Raw genomic sequence first — 18055 nt, 5'->3', positions numbered from 1 at the left:
TGTCGGGAGGCAAAAAACCCTCTTACCGCCAACGAAAGTGAACAGGAGTGGTCTTTTTCCCTGATAGTGTAATACTTTTTTCAATAGTGGTCCCACCTGAATCAGTTGCTTTGACAACATATTTGCCTGGAGAAAGGTTAAGGAATAACCAAGGACCTTGTACCTCTTCACCTGGTATGGATACGAGTGTCGTTTGATCTGATTTGATTACCTCAACTGCCACTCCGGCTAAAAAAGCGCGTTCGCCCTTCACAAAGATTAACTTAAGGGAATAGGGAGGGTATGACAGGCTCCGTTCCTCTTTACCTAATCCGGCGCTGAAATATTGAACAGCATTCTGCTCATGCAGAGGGAACTTGAGTTTATCCGGGATGCTTCCTTCTTTTAGTGGAATTTCTAAAAATTTTGGGAGAGCTTCCGAGTCTCCACCTGTTGCGGCCCAGGATGCGGTTGAAGGGGCTACTAAGCTGAGGATCATCAAAAAACACGCACCCAATCCCAACATCACAGACAACTCTTTGTTTTCTACTTTCACGCTTTTTCCCCAATCTGTTGTCGATCTGCCGGTAATTCCTGGTCCCACGGGCCGTACCTCATCCTTTCCCATAAAAGTGAATTCTTAAAATACATGCTCGAATCGATAAAGATATCATAACAATTTCAGGGTGATTAAAAATAGCGTTAATAAGAAATTGATCAAACTACGGCTCAAAGGACAGAGCCATTTAGAAAGGGGAGCGGATCTCCTGCAGCCAATATCCTTTTCCAAGGGTATACCCATTTCATTGAAAGAAATCGGGAAAGAAAATGTGTTCTCAACTTATGACGGTGCGGGCGGAAGATCTTCGGGTGATTGTCCCATTTCGCCAGGGGCCCGTGGCATGTGTACGACGGATTTGAGGTCCATGAGGTCTTTTTTGGGGCTGATTCCAAGAGATTTGAATTTTCTGGCCGTGGGCCAGATCCGATTCTCCAATGAGGTGACCGTCGCATTATAGGATTCGACGGTCCGACCTAACGCTTGTCCGATTCTCCCAAAATGCTCTGCCAGAGTGCCCAGTCGATCGGCGAGTTCCTGTCCGAGGATACTGATGCGTTGGGCCCCTTCCGCCACTTGTTCCTGGCGCCAGCCGTAGGCAATGGCCCGCAACAGGGCAATAAAGGTGGTGGGTGTGGCGATGACGACTTTTTTCGTTAAGGCCGACTCGACGAGGGATGGGTCGCGTTCGGCGGCGGCGGCTAAGAACGAATCATTGGGGATAAATAAGACCACAAATTCCGGAGCGGATGGAAATTGGTCCCAATATTCTTTTGAGGCTAATTGGCTGATATGGCGTTTTACCTGGCCGAGATGTCGATTGAGGGCGGCTTCCCGGTCTTCGTCCGTGTGCGTTTCCAAGCTATCTAAAAACGCACTGAGCGGCACTTTGGAATCGACCACCACATCTCTTCCTGCCGGGAGTTTGACGATCATATCGGGACGCAGACGCCCGGTTTCCGTGGAGACACTTGCCTGTTCGAAGAAATCGCAGTTTTCTGACATGCCGGCTAATTCAGCGGTCCTTCGAAGCGCGATTTCGCCCCAGCGTCCTCGAACCTGGGGTGATCGTAAGGCATTCACCAATTTGGCTGTTTCGGCTTGAAGGGTGGTCTGGGCGGAAGCCAATTGGCGTAACTGTTCTCCCACGACACTGAGTTCACGAAGCCGCTTATCTTCTAAGGCTTGCGATTCTTTTTGGTAGGTACGGAGGGATTCGGTCAGCGGCTGCAACAAGGATTCGATGGAGGTGTGGCGTTGATCGAAGGAAGCCGTGGCTTCTTCCTTGAGGGATTTAAACTTTTCCTCGGCCAGGGTCAGAAACCCCCTATTGTTCCCGGCCAGAGCTTCCGAGGCTAAAGAGCGAAAGGTATCCGTTAAGGTCAATTTGGCATCCTCCAGCAGGGCCCGCTGTTCGGCTAAGTGTCGTTGCGTATTTTCGAGGTTCGTTTCGGCTGACACTTTGGCGACTTCCATCAGACGGAATTCCTGATGGACTCGATCACGTTCCTGCTGCAGGGTGGTGAGTTGGGCCCGAAGTTCTCCTGCTTGGGCTTGGGCCGATGCCAAGCGGGTAGCGGACTCTTGTAAGGCTTGGATCTTCCTTCCTCGATAGACAAGGGAACATATGGCCCATGCGATTGTCCCTCCGGCCAGTAAGCCAGACAGGAGAATCCACAGTAATTGAGGGTCGTAGGAGGCGATCATGCGTGAGAAGAGAGAATGGAACCGGACTCCAACCCTTCCTTACAATATGGAGAATTGAAAGAGATCCTGAAGTTTTTCAACTCCTGACCCCTATACGAATAAAGGCGATGGCAAGGGTTGGCGCCAGCAATAACCGATGAGGGAAGAATTTTGTTCCATTTCGATAGACGTATTTCTGATTCTTGGGTACAGTAAGATTATGTTCACGGCATACGATTCAGAGTCACGCAGGAACAGGGGTTAGGATAGCAAATATGGAAAAAAAATATCGTGTTTCTATTTGGTATTTCATAATTGCGTTCTGGGGACTCATTATTCTCCAGGAAATGTATTTTGCGGCGCAGCATATGGATGAGGTGCCTTATAGTCAATTTAAAACCTGGGTTCAAGAAGATAAGGTGGCCGAGATCTCCATAACCGACAAAGTCATTCACGGAAAATTAAAATCTGAGAAAGGCGGGGAAACCCCCCAATGGTTTCAGACCGTGCGCGTAGATGATCCGGAGTTAGTGAAACTGTTGGAAGAGAAGCATGTGGAATATGCCGGAGTGATCGTCAGCACACTCTGGAAAGACGTGGCCTCCTGGGTCGTCCCTATTCTGGTTTTTGCCGGGATCTGGTTTTGGATTTTGCGAAAGATGGGACAAGGGGCGGGTGGCGGTTTTATGCGAATCGGGAAATCCAAGGCTAAAGTCTATATTGAAAGCGATATCAAGACGCGTATGAATGATGTGGCCGGAGTCGATGAAGCCAAAGTGGAACTCATGGAAGTTGTCGAGTTCTTAAAGACGCCGGAAAAATTTACGAGGATCGGCGGACGGATTCCCAAGGGTGTGCTCTTGGTTGGGCCGCCGGGCACAGGGAAAACCATGCTGGCGAAAGCGATTGCGGGGGAAGCCGGTGTGCCGTTTTTTTCCATTAGTGGATCGGAATTTGTGGAAATGTTTGTGGGGGTGGGAGCAGCCAGGGTGCGAGATTTATTTGAACAGGCCATGGCTAAAGCACCTTGTATCATTTTCATTGATGAGTTGGATGCACTGGGAAAAGCCAGGGGAACGGGGCCTATGATGCATGAAGAACGGGAGCAAACCCTCAATCAATTGCTGGTGGAGATGGACGGGTTTGATCCTCGTGTGGGAGTCATTATGTTGGCCGCAACCAATCGTCCTGAAATTCTTGATCAGGCCTTGCTCCGTGCAGGCCGTTTTGATCGACAGGTCCTGGTTGATCGCCCCGATCGACCTGGAAGAGCCGCTATCCTTGCCATACATGCCAAGTCCATTAAGCTGGCTCCTGATGTCGATTTAGATAAAATTGCGGCCATGACTCCGGGAATGGTTGGTGCCGACCTGGCAAACGTGGTGAATGAAGCTGCCTTGCTGGCCATTCGTCGAAGTCGGGAGACGGCCGAACACCGCGATTTTGAGGAAGCCGTGGAACGGGTCATTGCCGGTTTGGAAAAGAGAAACCGTGTCCTTAGTGTGGAAGAACGAAAGCGAGTGGCTCATCATGAGGTCGGGCACGCGTTAGTGGCCATGTCCTTGCCCGGATGTGATCCCGTCCAAAAAATCTCGATCATTCCCCGTGGCATTGCAGCCTTGGGCTATACGCTACAGCTTCCTGTGGAAGACCGGTACTTACTCACCCGGTCTGAATTAGAAAATCGCATTGCCGTGTTGTTAGGAGGGCGTATGGCCGAAGAGTTGGTCTTTGGCGAGGCCTCCACAGGAGCGGCGGATGATTTGCAGAAAGCCACTACCATTGCCAAACGGATGGTCAAAGATTATGGGATGAGCGACAAATTGGGAACGGTGGCGTTAGATGAATCCGTTCAGCCGACCTTTTTAAAAAATATGGAGTCGCATGCGACCCCGACCTATTCCGAGCACACCGCGCAACAGGTTGATCAAGAGGTGCGCCGGCTCATTGAAGAGCAAGGCAATCGCGTCCGGGAATTGCTGACAAGGCTTCGGCCGGTGCTGTTGAACGGGGCTGAGACCTTGTTGAAGGCCGAAGTCATGACCGGGGAAGAGTTGATGGCGCTTCTCCACGCGAAGGAAGAAGAACCCATTCCCGGTTAGTTCCAACCGGCCACATGAGGTTTTCGTTCCCGAATACCTCCACATTGACCTATCCAATGAATTCCTGCCAGGTCTACAGTTCAGATCTGGCAGGCAAAACCCCATTCCAAAACATCCCGCAGTGTCGGTCTCCTCGTCTTGTTCGGGAATTGCAGTTCAGAAATTCATCTCACCCCTTTCCTCAGGAAAGCCGCGTATTCTCAGGGTTTCATGAAATAGAGGCGGGAATCGGCATGTCATGCATCCTTCGATGTTTTTCCAGAAGATGATATGATTTCGGTGATCGGAAGTCATGGTCTTTTGCCCTATTGTGAAATAAAGCGACCAGTATAACCAGAGGACTGCATATGTTTAAGACGATCATCGAACCCTTCCGTATCAAAATGGTCGAACATATCCGGATGACCACAGAAGCCGAACGCCGGGAATTAATTGCAAACGCCGGTTACAACGTTTTTCGGCTGCACTCTGATGATGTCCTGATCGATCTTCTGACCGATAGCGGCACCGGGGCCATGAGTGCCAAACAGTGGGCAGCTATCATGCGAGGGGATGAAAGTTATGCGGGAAGTCCATCCTTTTACCGGTTTGAAGCCGCGGTGCAGGATTTGATGGGATTCCCGCTTGTCATCCCGACCCATCAGGGAAGGGCGGCGGAACGCATCTTGTTTTCCACCATCTGCAAGGCCGGTGACGTGATTCCCAATAATACGCATTTCGATACCACCAGGGCCAACGTGGAATTTTGCGGAGCCCGGGCGATAGATGTGCCCTGTCGCGAATTGGCCGATCTCTCCAGTGAGTTTCCCTTCAAAGGGAATATGGATGTCGAAAGTCTTCGCGCGGTTTTTCAAAAAGAAGGACCCGAGCGTATTCCGTTGGTGATGATCACCGTCACCAATAATTCCGGTGGAGGGCAACCGGTCTCGATGGCTAACATCAGAGAAGTGGCCGAGGTTTGCCGCGCCTTTGACCGCCCGTTATACCTGGATGCCTGCCGGATTGCAGAAAATGCCTATTTCATTAAACTGCGCGAACCGGGATATGGGGATAAAATGGTCCGCGACATTGTTCGCGAAATGTGCGATCTGGCCGATGGCTGTACCATGTCCGCAAAAAAGGATGCCATTGTGAACATCGGCGGATTTCTTGCCACACGCAACGCCGAGTTGGCCCAACAAGAGCAAAACCTGTTGATCTTAACCGAGGGGTTTCCCACCTATGGGGGCTTGGCCGGACGCGATTTGGAAGCCATGGCCGAAGGGTTGAAGGAAGGCGTGGAGGAAGATTATCTCCAGTATCGCATTACCTCCACGGGGTATCTGGGCAACCATTTACATGAAGCCGGTGTGCCAACCCTGCGGCCGCCCGGTGGGCATGCCATCTATCTGGATGCGGCCCGCTTCGCCCCGCATCTCCAACCGCTCGATCTGCCGGGTATTTCGCTCTGCGTGGAGTTATACGTGTTGGGAGGCATTCGGGCGGTGGAAATCGGCACCGCCATGTTTGGCAAACGAAATAAGGAAACCGGGGAAGAAGAGCCGGGCCCTCGTGAACTGGTTCGGTTGGCCATACCCAGGCGGGTTTATACTCAAAGCCATGTGGATTATATCGTGGAAGTAGTGGAAGAAGCCTTCCGCCGCCGTAAACATTTAAAGCCGTTCCGCTTTCTGGAACAAGCGCCCTTTCTCAGACATTTCACCGCGCAATACGGGGTGGTGAAATAATTTATATAAAGATTTACGAAGTCATTCAGGGAAGCCCAAGAGGTTGAGAATTCTAAAATGAAAGATGGTGTTCTGAAAAATCTAAGGACCTTCCATGTCCTGATAGAGAGCTTCCCGATCCGCAATATCGACCAAATAGCCGCCGCTTTTAAAAGTAGGCAGCGGAGAAAGTGGTTTTGGAACCTTCTGGTTTTGAAATAGCAATCGAAGGGCGGTTTCGACTAATTCTGACATTGTCCGTCCTTGTTTTGCAGCTTCTTGTTTGAGTTGGATTAGAAGCTGATAATTTACATTCAAAGTCGTCTTCATATGGGAAATCTATCATAGGTATGGTTACGAATAAATCGGCCCTTTAACAAAGGATTTATAAAACCCTGGAGGGAAACATGGGTCGGGAGAAGAGAGCTGGTGCCGGCCGGGGGCAGGAGCCTTTGTCTATGGATTCCGGCATTAGGATAAGGGCAGTTTAGTCGGTGTGGTGGAGATCGGCACTGTCATGTTTGGCAGGCGCCATGTGGAAACAGGGAAAGAAAGAAGGGCCGGGTCCTCGCGAACTCGTGTGCCTGGCTGCTCCCCGGCCGGTCTACACTCAAAGTCGCCATGGATTAAAGTCGTGGAAGAAGTCCTCCGGTGCCGTGAAAAATTGAAGCGCCTTCGCTTCCTGGAACAGTCCCTTTCTATTTGGCATTTCACCGCTCAGTACGGAATGCCGGAAAGATCAATTGGGGAAATAAGAACTAAACCTATAACGACACAGAGGGCGTGTTGGTTTTTTCCTACTTTCGCATTGCCGACATCATTTCCTGCCTGCATTCGTAGTAGTATGTCCTTAATAAGATTGAATGTCTTTTCCGGAGGCAGCTCTTTCATGCAATAGATCTGAGAGGGTCGCACAGAGGGACGAAAAAAACACAGGTCAGTTATGAGTGTTAATGTACAATTTCACTCCAGGAAAACATTACCATTGTTTGAATGTTGCGAAAAGGCCGCACCTAGATGAGGCATTAATCATCTCTGTCTCGATTCATCACATTCCCATTTTCACCAAATTTGTATGCTGGTTCTCTGGAGATAAATGATGGCAGCAACCTATGAGGGGAGGTGTTGAATAATAAAGATTTTTCAAGTCAAATTTGCCCAGGATTAAGATTCCCCCATCACAGGCTCCGGAGTCTAAGTTCAAAAAGTCCATCCAGCAAGGCCGCAGCCGTTTTACGCTAGCGGCTTACGCTGAGGTACGTGAGCACGCAAAAATGGCAAGAAACGCCGCTGGCGGCTTTCAACAGACCCATGAGGAAAAGAACGACAAAATGGTGCCTGATGGACACCGGGCACCTCCTTGTGATGGGATAAGGTAGAGGAGATTGAATATCGATTTTGATCATACCCGGGATGTCAGAGGGCTTCATTCCAGACCAAACAATCAGTTCCATCGACATACCACCCATGGAAGTAACGATGGAATGTTCAATCCTTACCAGAGAGAAAGGCTATGCAAATGAAATCTGCAATCCAGAAGCATGGATTCATTCTCTTATTTGTGTTGCTATTGTTTTCTTTCTCATCGGTTTCCTATGGTGGGAACGAATGTAAAATTAAATATGGCTGGAATACCGGAAATTCTCTACAAGGTACGTTTAAGAACCATGCAAACACAATCTATCTGAACACAGGCGAGACCAAAACGATCAATCAAAATCGTATGAATTACGTCAAAAATCTGACCTCCCAAGAGGTAAAGTTTTATTTAGAGAATGCCTCTGATGTGACATTGGGGAAAAATCAGCAAAATCCGGATGTTGGCACCTATGTGCTTGCAGTTAAACTGGTGAAGGCGAAATGCTTGCCCACATCGAGTAGTTCACCATCTTTTCCAGATGTAAGCAAGACTCCCTCGCCGACTGGTCCCATCCCCATCCCTTATCCGAATATCGGAAAATGAGTGACGTATACAGAGGGAACAAGAATGAGGCATTTCTGCAAAGGCCAGTTCTAGGAATCAGCCTTTCCTTATTCGTTTGGGCATAAGAGGGCAGGCAAGGCCGGCGCGGGTGACGGCACTATACGCTAAATCTCTGACCCCTTGTAATTTTCACAAAGCGCTGGTCCAGGGGGAAACCAAAAAGAAAGGAGTATGGTCATGGGTAATTTTATCTCGCTCTTATGCCAATTCACATCGTATGTGTGTAAGCGGGGCGTTCTTGCTGTGGGACTCGTGTTTTGTCTGGTGTATGGCGTGTCGGCTCAGGAAGTGACGGTGTCCGAAGACACGTTCGGGTGCATTCTCGATTGGCCGAAGGTCAGGAATACTCGCATCAAGCACGACGATCCGGAAAAATTGAAGGAGGCCAAGCGAATCTTACGGGACAGCGTGCCGGAGACCGAGTATCCGGTTGGAACCATTCTGCAACTTGTTCCTCATGAAGCCATGGTGAAGCATTCGCATGACAAGTTCCCAAAACGAACGGCTGGGAATTTTTCTTTTTGGAAGTCTCCAAAGAAGGCACCAAGATTGCGGATCGGGGAGACAACGTCGTCAATGTTTCGCAAGGAGTCACGTGCTTAAGTTGTCATCAGCCGGCGGCAAGGTTCGACTTCGTCTGTGAAAAGGGGCATGGGTGCGCCCCAATCCCGTTCGATGATCAGAAGATCGCGGCGATTCAACAAGCAGATCCGCGCTGCACCAAAAATTAGGAGGAGATAGTTTTGAGGTGATGCGAAGGCTTGCTGGATTCAGGCCAAGTAAGAATCACGCCCCATGAGTATTTTTTAGCGAGTATAAGGGCTGCGGGAATCGCCATCGTCGAGTGAAACATCCGGAGTTGATGGCCGAAGTCTATCGCGGAGTGGAATTTGTGGATGGAAAACAATCGAAAACTGAGGTGGCCGCCTAACTCTGTTTACACACTATTTGACGGAACCTCTTCCCAGGCAGGTCTATACCCAAAGCCATGTGGATTATATCGTGGAAGTGGTGGAAGAAGTCTTCCGCCGCCGTGAACACTTAAAGCCGTTCCGCTTTCTGGAACAAACGCCCTTTCTTAGGCATTTCACCGCGCAATACGGGATGGTGGAATAACCATGCGAACGATCGTTCCGTAAGTAAAGTGAGAAGCAGAAATAAATATTCACGCAGTCTAATATTAATTTTTGAAGATAACCGTTTCGTCCTTCTTAGGCTGCTATTCCCAAGGGATTTTTTTGTATTTTAGGAAAACTTGCAATGAGATTCCAGACGATGGATATTCGGGGCAATTCTCATGGATATCGATAAATCTAGACGTCAAGAAGCTATCGACATTGCCTCGGCCATTATCAAGGGTACTCTTCATCCTCTAGAGGGTTGTCGTCGACTGGTTAGACTAAAGGACGATATTGGATTGGGAGATGAGGACTGTTTCAATCAAATTAGAGCGACGGAAAGTGAAACGGATCACCTACCGTTAGGGGATCTAAAATTAGAGTGTAGTGCATCATATTTGGAACGAGTCGAACGCGAAGAACGAGAATATCTTGAGTCTGCACTAGGTGATATAGTGAAAGCATGTGAGGAAATTATAAAAAAATTGAAATCTCTGTAAGCGTCCTCAAATCATGGAGTTACTTTCAAATTTAGTGTCTGATGAGTTGCGAACGCAACGACGGGAATGTTTACACGACCTTCACCTAGATCCTGTCCATAGACTTATGATAGCTGCATAGGTTACCTAACAAAATAATTCCGCCCTCCTCACCGACAAGGCAAATTGTTAGCAATAGAGCTTTTGCCCCAACGCCAGGGATCGGACACCACAATCAACGTGAGATTTGAACGGTCTTTCGCTCTAGGTCGATCGAAAATCTTTGTTTTTTACGAATCAGGAAGGATGTAGAAGAGGCAATCGCTTTGGGCGATTTCGGCGTTTGTCGTGACCATCATGAGCCGGCTGGGATGTGCCAATCGAAGTTCGCCGTTGTGCACGGAGAAAATCGCTTTGCTGACGTTTTGTCCCCTCGCATTCTTGGCCCATAGGACATCCAAGCCCCGCGCCCCGACCCAACCCAGCGTCTCATGCGGAGACCACAGTCCAAAATTCAATCGATCCACATCTGAAGGAAGGGTGAGATCCACTTCGGAAACCGGTCCACCGTTATAGGCCACGGTGGCCCCTTCCTGCAGTTCCACCCGAATGGGATGATGGAGTGCGGGCACCGGTGAGGAGATATCTGAAAAGTTTTCTGCCATGGCATACCGTGTGAAGCCGCGAAAGGCCAACTCATCGGCATTGGGATCTTTCGCCCATCCGGCTTCAATGGTGACGGTTGGCCAGTCGTATTCCGTCGCTTCCATCAATGTGCCTAACCGTAAATCGGTCACGATGAGATGATCGCAAAAGACTCCCGTCAATATTTCATGGGTCTCCCTGTTCAGGGTGGTCACACCATATGCCGGACTCCGGCCCGAGGTGTTATGCAAGTCAATCAACGCTTCAGGTTGGGCGTGATGTAGTTCGTGGAGCATGGCTTGGGCTATGGCTCCTTCCTGACCCTCAAAAGGAGATCGAAAGCAACGGTTAAGGTCTTTTCCCTCCGGTGTGCATCGATGAGAAAACACTGGTTTGGTCAAGGCCGCTCCGATGGACCCGATAAAACAGAGCATATTGACTTGGGGTTGTTGTCCTTCCCGTATCCATCGGTGAATGGCGCGCACGCCTGAGGGTTCATTGCCATGTAATAAAGTACAGACGGCGCGAGTGCGCGAGGTGTCCAAGCCGGGAAGCCACAGAAAAGTAGGCTCACCAAGCTTCATCAGAAAATCCTCAACTGTCGGCCCCACGTCTTGACGCGTGGGGGCCTCCCACCGGGGTATAGGGCGAACGAGGCTCATTCGAGGTTCAGACTCCAGTGTGAAACAGGCGCCCCCGTATGTGCGGCTCGCAAATAATCTTCGAGCATGTGCGTGAGAGCCGTGGGACGGTCATGCCCCCGGCTCTCATACTGTGCCAACCGATGGACCTGCCAACGCGCGCCATTCATCCGCGTCTCCACACGATCCCGGATCACATTCAGCATGGTATGAATTTCTTCTTTCTCCACCCCGTGTTCCTCCAAGCCCTTCCCGGCCACCGACAACAATTCCCCGGCCAGGTCACACACCGATATTTCGCGCAACCCATGCCCTGGCTGACCCGGCCATACTAACATGGCCTCCATCCCATATTCGGCCGCCCGATAGAAATTCCGGTGCGCATATTCAAACGGAAACTGATGGAGAAGCTGGTCGATCTGCTGTCGCATGCCCAATGTCAGTCCTATCACAAATGCCGCATTGGCGGCCATGTCAATCGGCGTAGGCCCTGAGGGAAGGGATCGAAATTCGACGCGGAAATGTCCATTGGAACCGGCATCATAGATCGCCCGATTCCACCGCCAGACGGTTCCCTGGTGCAGGCGTAATTCCTCGAGCTGCGGCAGTTGCCCTCGACTGAGGCATTCCATGGGATCTTCCGGACTCATCACCGGCAATAAGGGGGTATGAAGCGCCACGGCTTCGGCAAATAATTCATACGCTCCTCGACGGACCCACCCATGGCCGAACGACACTCTGGCCGGTTGATGCCAATCACCTTCCCGGGTTTTTCGACTGTCGATGGCTTGCTTGAACAAGGCCACGCGCGTTTCCGCCCACAGCCGATGCTGCAAAAAAATGGGACTATTCGCAGCGAGAGCCAAGGCAACAGGCGTGACCAGTTGCGCGGCATTAAAGACATGAGCGAAATCCTGAGGATTCACCCGAAGATGAATTTGAAACGAGGTCGTGGCCCCTTCCAGCGTGACATCCGGACAGGTCACGGTTAAGGGCTCCGGTCCATTGATGTGTATCGCAAATGGACCTTCGCGCAACCGTCGAAGGCCGGCCGAGAGTGCACGATAGCGTGGGAGATCCGACAGCACCGGTGAATCCAGTTCTTCGGCGCACAGGGTCGGTAGTATGCCAATAGGCGCAATGCGTCCTCCCCATTTATGCGCACAATATTCCAATGATTGAATGGCGTTCGCTAACTGCGCCCGGACATGGGAAAAGGGATGGCCCGCCAAGGCGACAGGAGACAAATTATATTCCAAATTAAACCGGTCTAATTCGAGTTGGAGGTGTGCATCATGTGCGCAATCAAGAAGGGTGCGATTGATGGGATAGGCCCGGCCTTCGCTATTGATAATTGAGAGTTCGAGTTCCGCCCCGATGGAGAGAGGACCCACGCCAAACCCCGGTTGCTCCACCACATGCTTCAGAGCTTTTAGGCTTTGAATCAGTCGTTGCCCGAAACGGGTAAAATCCTCTTCGTCAAACTGGTCGCGATCAATACAGAGACCCATAGGAGTGTTTCATACCTGATTTCCCCGACAAGGTAAAGGATCCCGCCTGAACGAACCGTCCTCCTTGTTCTCATTTGGGTTGTGGACTTTCAGGAACATTTAATTCATGAAATCAATACATAGTTCCGAAAGAGAGGCGGACAGGATTGTATGAAGTCGCCCGGTGAGGCTTGCTAGTCGTTCGTCCTGAAAACAAGGACCGGCAGAACAATGAAAAGGAAAACGGAAAAATGAATCCGGTATTAGGGTTGAAGAAATCAGCTGATGCCCTTTTGGTCCTTATGTGTGGAATCGCATTGCCTACGGGATGGACCATAGCAGGATGCCTTTGGTGCAAATTCGGGCATCCCCGGAGCGGGATGTCGCACCAAGCACGGTGAACTTGAGGGTGTCTACGGATTCGGTCCCTGAAGTGAAACTGATAGCCTGGGATTATGAAGGCGATGGAAGGTTTGACGCAGGGGGCCAAACCTCCATTCTCAGACCGTCACATTCTCACATGCCGGCCACTATGCCCCTCGTGTGATTGTCACCACTAAACAGGGCGAAACCTTTGAAGCGACGGCCGATGTGGTGGTAGAGAATCCGGAAGATCTCCAGGCGGCCCTCAATGCCTGGTGGTCTGGCATGCTGGCGGCCTTAGCGAAGCAGGATATTGACGGGGCTGTCTCGTTTGTGGCTACCAGAAAGCGTGATGCCATGCGACATGATTGGACCGTGCTGGCCGATCATTTAGGAGAGATCGCGAATCTATTTTCCGTTCCCCTTCAACTGACAGATGGGCGAGGATATCGAGTCGTGGCCAAATCCGCGGACCCATTGCCGATGGGGGAAATCCAATTTCCGTTAGAGGTGGAGTTTGTGTGGGAAGCGGATCAGCAATGGTATATCAAAAATTTTTAGGATTTGAAAAACCAATTCTTCCAGCCCCGGTCAAACCTTCTATCATTGAGGGTTTTCGTTGGAGAGCATTTCCCATTGTTCATATAGCTGTCCTTCCAAATCCATCATTAACACCGGATTAATCTGTGTTTTTTAATCATAACGGGAATTCCCTTCTAATCACTTTATGATTCTCATGGTGCTGTGGGATTCAAAGTGAATGTTTGAATGATAGCCATTCAAGTTATCTGCTTTTGATCATTCCCAAAAATTCAAAACGCTTGCATGTCTCTGTCGGGATGGTGACAGCCATTCCGATTAGAGTCGACAGGATGGAATCGCTAATTCAACGGGCTTGGGTTTACCTCATATCCAGTCAACATAAATGACCTACTCCTAAGAGCAAACTTTCCTTCCAAAAACCAACTGCGTGCAACTTTTTCCAATAATTGCTTCCCCTACAACGGGGTATAGGCCCTTTTCCGGTATCCTCTCATACTGCCCGAGCTTTCACTCCGAAAAAAATCTCTTTTAATTAATCATGTGTCCTTAGCAAAGAGGGGAATACCTTCGATGACATGGAGTTGGACAAAAAATTTTTGGAAACATACTAGTTCCGCATGGATTGTTGTCGTGTTCCTAATTTTTCTGAGTATGGCTGGAAAGGCTGGGGCGGCTCAAGATTTTGTGGTGCTAGGGAATGAAGGAGTTTGGGTACGGCAGGGAAGTACAATTCTCAGCGGAGATGTTGGGGCAAATCAGGCGAGTATTGGTCCCTATCTGAACGGTGAGCAAGAAATGACCATCGGTCACGATGTTGTGGTTCAAACCAGTAATAGCCGGATATTTGGGGATACCGTCAGATTGAAAAGTGGATCTCAGATACAGAATATTGTGGTCAATACGCTCTTAGGACCGGGACAGATTCTAGGGACCATGACGACACCAGTCAGACTCCCACTTGTTTTCGAGATGCCCCCTGTCCCATCGGTTCATCCTGGATCTCAGGACATTGATATTCCGGCGGGAGGAGCCCTGACACTCCAGGCTGGACGCTATGGTCGGCTCAAAGCCCGACCTGGTGCCATTGTCACCCTTTCAGGGGGCCTTTACCACTTCCAGGAATGGGATATTCGTGAAGATGCCCAAGTTCTGGCGACTAAGGCCGTCGAGATTCGCGTGAAGGGCCAGATCGATACTCGCAGGCATACGGTTGTAGGGCCAGCTCCTGATGCAGCAACTCTGACTGCAGCTGACATCCTTATCATTGGGATCGGGATTAATGGAACAACAGGCGCTATCGATGGCACCCCGGAAGCGGTGAAGTTTGGGGAAGGCAGCACGGTGCGCGCGAAAGTCTATGCTCCGAACGGCCTTCTGCGTTTCAGAGCCGAAAGCAGGGCTACCGGCGCGTTTGTGGGTAAATGGGTTCGCATGGGAAATCACTCCAGAATCGCGTTGGAAGGAGGTTTCGGGTTGGGACAGGGAGGAAATACTCTACCCCTGGCTAAGGCAGGACCTGACCAGACGGTTCACGTTGGCATGAATGTGCAGCTTGATGGGGCCGATTCAACCGATGTGGACGGGAATCTTTTGACGTATAGGTGGACAATACTCTCACAACCCGCAGGGAGTAATGCTTCGCTTTCTGATATTACGAGCATCATGCCTACTCTGGTGATAGATATTCCAGGAGTCTACACCCTTCAACTCATTGTGAATGATGGAACAGTCGATAGTGATCCCGATACGGTGACGATAACAACCATCAATTCCCCACCTGTGGCCGGAGCCGGGCAGGATCAAACCGTGTTTGTCACGCAATCGGTCCTCTTAAGTGGAAGGGATTCCCATGATGTAGATGGGGACGCGCTGAGCTTTCATTGGTCCTTTGTGAGCATTCCTGGTGGAAGCGGGGCTACCCTCTCGAATCCAACTTCATCTACACCTGATTTCCTTGTTGATCTGGCAGGGACCTATCATGTGCAACTGATTGTGAACGATGGGCAAGAAGATAGCCCACCGGACATGGTCCTGATCAATACCCACAATTCCAAGCCGGTAGCTCATGCAGGGCAGGATCAGACGGTTCCGGTAGTAAGTATTGTCACCTTAACGGGAACCGGCTCACATGATGTGGATAGCGATTCGTTGATCTTCCAATGGGCACTTATTGCCAAACCGACAGGAAGCATTGCAACACTTTCAAACTCAACTTCTATTCAACCGACATTTGGTGCAGATCTGGTTGGATTATATGTGGCTCAGCTAATCGTCAATGATGGGATGGAAAATAGTGATCCTGTTACTGTGACAATTACGGCAGGCAACACGCCACCCGTAGCCGATGCCGGACAAGATCAACACGTGCCGGTCTTTTCATTAGTCACGCTCAATGGAAGCGGTTCTCATGATGGAGACGGCGATGCCCTACGCTTCCAATGGTCCTTGGAGAGCCGGCCCCAAGGGAGTGCCGCGACTCTTTTAAATCCTACCTTCGCTCAGCCCACCATTATTCCGGATGTTCCTGGAATCTACGTCGTAACAGTGGTGGTGTCAGATGGAAAGGCTTCGAGCGATCCCGATACCGTGGCCATTAGTGTCCCTGCCCCCGCGCCTTCCAAATTCCCGGCATTGATGATCACCAGCCCTGCAGAAGGAAGTGTGGTGGGGGTGAGTCCTATTACGGTCACTGGATTGGTTAATGACCCCAATGCTTCCGTCACGGTCAATGGAATTTCCGCAACGGTCACTGGTGGAGTGTTTCTTGCCGATGGCATTGTCTTACAGGAAGGTGGTAATACTCTTATTGTTAGGGGAGTGGATGGAGTTGGGCAAACCAATAGTATGAATCTTAGTGTCACCCTTTCCGCTACTCCGACAAATCTCACACCCATCTGGGGGCCAGTGGCATGGATTAAACACGCCACCGATGAAGAAATCTTCAGCGCAAAATTTTCGAATTGCGAACCGGCAGCCCACTATCAGTTAGTCCTGATCAATGGTACCTCGGGAGGGGCAAATCGGGTGACTCAGGGGACCGTCCGGCTGAATGGGATTGAAGTGATCAGTGCCCAAAATTTCACGGTAGCTCACAGTCAGATTTCCCAGCCCATCGTGGTGCAAGCCCGGAATATTCTTGAGGTGCGAGTAATGGGCCCGCTTGGCGCACAAGTGCAGGCCTATATCGCCTGTACGGCCAATTGCTTGGCTGTGACCATTGACGCTCCGCTGGCCAATGCTACGATGAATCAATCAACCATGTTGGTGAAAGGGACGGTCATGACCAGTGGTTCAAGCCCGGTAGGGGTGGTCGTCAATCAACAAGCGGCCAAAGTCTTCGGGTCGACCTACGCGGTCGATCAAATACCCGTTCGCGAGGGCACCGGAACTCTCGGACCTACCACTGTCGTCGTGGCAGCTACTAATGCTTGCGGCCAGCGGGCCTCTTCCACCATGCAAGTGCATACTACCGACGTGTTGACCAACCAGGTGCAGTTGCGAGTGTCGCCTGATCGGAATGTGGCGCCTAGCCAGGTTACCCTTCGGGTCTCCATTGATATCGACCAACCGGTGGCCAACATTCAATGGGATTTTCAGGGTGATGGAATCATCGACGGCCAGGGACTGGACCTTCATGAACAATCTGTCACTTTCACCCAACCAGGGTTGTATCTGCCAAAAGTAAGTGTGACGGATACCATGGGAAACAGATTTGACGCCACGGCAGTAGTCCAGGTGTTGGATCCTGGGGCTTTTGAAGCCCTGCTCAATCATGAATGGTCAGGCATGATGGAGGCGCTCGCCCAGGGTCACATTGAGGAGGCGTTGTCGTTTGTCGTGCTGAGTAAACGGGAAGTTATGCGTCATGATTGGACCGTACTCAAGGATCATTTGGATGAGCTGGCAGCTATCTTTGCTGTGCCACTGCATCTCACAGATGGGCAAGGAACGCGGGTCGTGGCACAGGCTTCGACACCCTTGACCCTGGGCGCTGTCCAATTCCCCCTTGAAGTGGAGTTCATTCTTGATACCGATGGCCAATGGCGGATCCGGAATTTTTAGACTGAATATGAGCGATTGTTTAATGATTTTTTTAATAAATTAAGTTGACTGCGTAAGTCTTTGCTTGGGGTCAAGAAATTATATCGCATTAAGGATCAATCGTTATTCTTAGTTTTTTGTATGGCAGATTGAAAGACGCATGGAGGCCAACCCATGAATAGGTTTTGGTTAAAGAATAAATATCGAGTTGTCGGTGCGGCAGGATTGGCAGTTGGATACTTATTTATCTTAGGGGCATGGTGGGTCTTAACGGGTGCTAAAGGGGGAGAGCGTTTTGGATCTTTGATGTTTTTTTTAAATTTACCAATAGCCCTTCCTTTTTTTATTTATACCCCCTTGAGAAAATTGGCTGGAAACTATGAGTTTTCTTTTTACCTCATTTATTTACTTGGAGGGTTTTTGCAGTATGCACTTATCGGGTGGTTATTGGGACCTGTTTTAAAGCGATTTGATCGTGAGGGGCAGAAACAAATTGAACGGAGTAAATTAAAAAATAATTTTAATACTACCGACAGAGAAGGAGACGACTGAAATGCATCACACCAAATCATGCAATAATCATCCATGTATAAATTTAATTCAAAGTTTCTGGAAAGAATCATGGAATATTGGACGGAATCTCCGAGTTATTACAAATATGTTTTCAAAACCAATTTCACTTTTGAGAGCCATTGTAGTTTTGGGAAGCCTATTTTCTG

At 50.0% G+C, this 18055-nt stretch carries 12 protein-coding genes; 7 read left to right on the top strand and 5 right to left on the bottom strand.

The features are described 5' to 3' along the window. Positions 1-22: 22 nt before the first annotated feature. Positions 23-583: a hypothetical protein gene (locus tag H6750_15900; protein ID MCB9775790.1), complete on the bottom strand. Its 561-nt coding sequence runs from the start codon at positions 581-583 to the stop codon at positions 23-25. A gap of 237 nt (positions 584-820) precedes the next feature. Then, positions 821-2245 carry a DNA recombination protein RmuC gene (rmuC, locus tag H6750_15895; GenBank protein MCB9775789.1) on the bottom strand — a complete coding sequence of 475 codons (1425 nt, stop codon included), beginning with the start codon at positions 2243-2245 and terminating at the stop codon, positions 821-823. 254 nt (positions 2246-2499) lie between these two features. Between rmuC and H6750_15890 the strand changes: the two genes are divergently transcribed. Both H6750_15890 and H6750_15885 read left to right on the top strand, forming a co-directional pair. Continuing rightward, on the top strand, positions 2500-4326 hold the full coding sequence (locus H6750_15890; GenBank protein ID MCB9775788.1) for an ATP-dependent metallopeptidase FtsH/Yme1/Tma family protein: 1827 nt from the start codon (positions 2500-2502) through the stop codon (positions 4324-4326). 347 nt (positions 4327-4673) lie between these two features. Continuing rightward, the gene (locus H6750_15885) at positions 4674-6053 is read left to right on the top strand and encodes a tryptophanase (GenBank protein MCB9775787.1); all 1380 of its coding nucleotides are present in this window, start codon (positions 4674-4676) and stop codon (positions 6051-6053) included. 81 nt (positions 6054-6134) lie between these two features. On the opposite strand, the gene H6750_15880 is transcribed toward H6750_15885, so the two are convergent. Continuing rightward, a complete protein-coding gene (locus H6750_15880) occupies positions 6135-6362 on the bottom strand; it encodes a hypothetical protein (GenBank protein MCB9775786.1) in 228 nt (75 codons plus the stop codon). Between the two features lie 1189 nt (positions 6363-7551). On the opposite strand from H6750_15880, the gene H6750_15875 reads away from it, so the two are divergent. Further along, the gene (locus H6750_15875) at positions 7552-7995 is read left to right on the top strand and encodes a hypothetical protein (GenBank protein MCB9775785.1); all 444 of its coding nucleotides are present in this window, start codon (positions 7552-7554) and stop codon (positions 7993-7995) included. A 198-nt stretch (positions 7996-8193) separates the two neighbouring features. Beyond that, the gene (locus H6750_15870) at positions 8194-8619 is read left to right on the top strand and encodes a hypothetical protein (protein MCB9775784.1); all 426 of its coding nucleotides are present in this window, start codon (positions 8194-8196) and stop codon (positions 8617-8619) included. A gap of 1284 nt (positions 8620-9903) precedes the next feature. On the opposite strand, the gene H6750_15865 is transcribed toward H6750_15870, so the two are convergent. Both H6750_15865 and H6750_15860 read right to left on the bottom strand, forming a co-directional pair. Continuing rightward, entirely contained in the window at positions 9904-10920 is a 1017-nt protein-coding gene (locus H6750_15865; GenBank protein ID MCB9775783.1) for a succinylglutamate desuccinylase/aspartoacylase family protein, read from the bottom strand. Further along, entirely contained in the window at positions 10917-12410 is a 1494-nt protein-coding gene (locus H6750_15860) for a glutamate--cysteine ligase (GenBank protein MCB9775782.1), read from the bottom strand. The genes H6750_15865 and H6750_15860 overlap by 4 nt, the downstream gene beginning before the upstream one ends. A gap of 522 nt (positions 12411-12932) precedes the next feature. Here H6750_15860 and H6750_15855 point away from each other — a divergent pair. The 3 genes from H6750_15855 to H6750_15845 all read left to right on the top strand — a co-directional run bounded on the left by H6750_15855 (position 12933) and on the right by H6750_15845 (position 17888). Then, positions 12933-13313, top strand: coding sequence for a hypothetical protein (locus tag H6750_15855; GenBank protein MCB9775781.1), 381 nt, complete (start codon positions 12933-12935; stop codon positions 13311-13313). A gap of 612 nt (positions 13314-13925) precedes the next feature. Then, positions 13926-17357, top strand: a complete 3432-nt coding sequence (locus tag H6750_15850) for a hypothetical protein (GenBank protein MCB9775780.1) — start codon at positions 13926-13928, stop codon at positions 17355-17357. Between the two features lie 153 nt (positions 17358-17510). Continuing rightward, the gene (locus H6750_15845) at positions 17511-17888 is read left to right on the top strand and encodes a hypothetical protein (protein ID MCB9775779.1); all 378 of its coding nucleotides are present in this window, start codon (positions 17511-17513) and stop codon (positions 17886-17888) included. Positions 17889-18055 lie beyond the last annotated feature (167 nt).

This window comes from Nitrospiraceae bacterium (genome assembly GCA_020632595.1).
Lineage (GTDB): Bacteria > Nitrospirota > Nitrospiria > Nitrospirales > UBA8639 > Nitrospira_E.
Note: the sequence above shows the minus strand (reverse complement) of the source record. Positions and strands in the feature narration are given on the sequence as shown.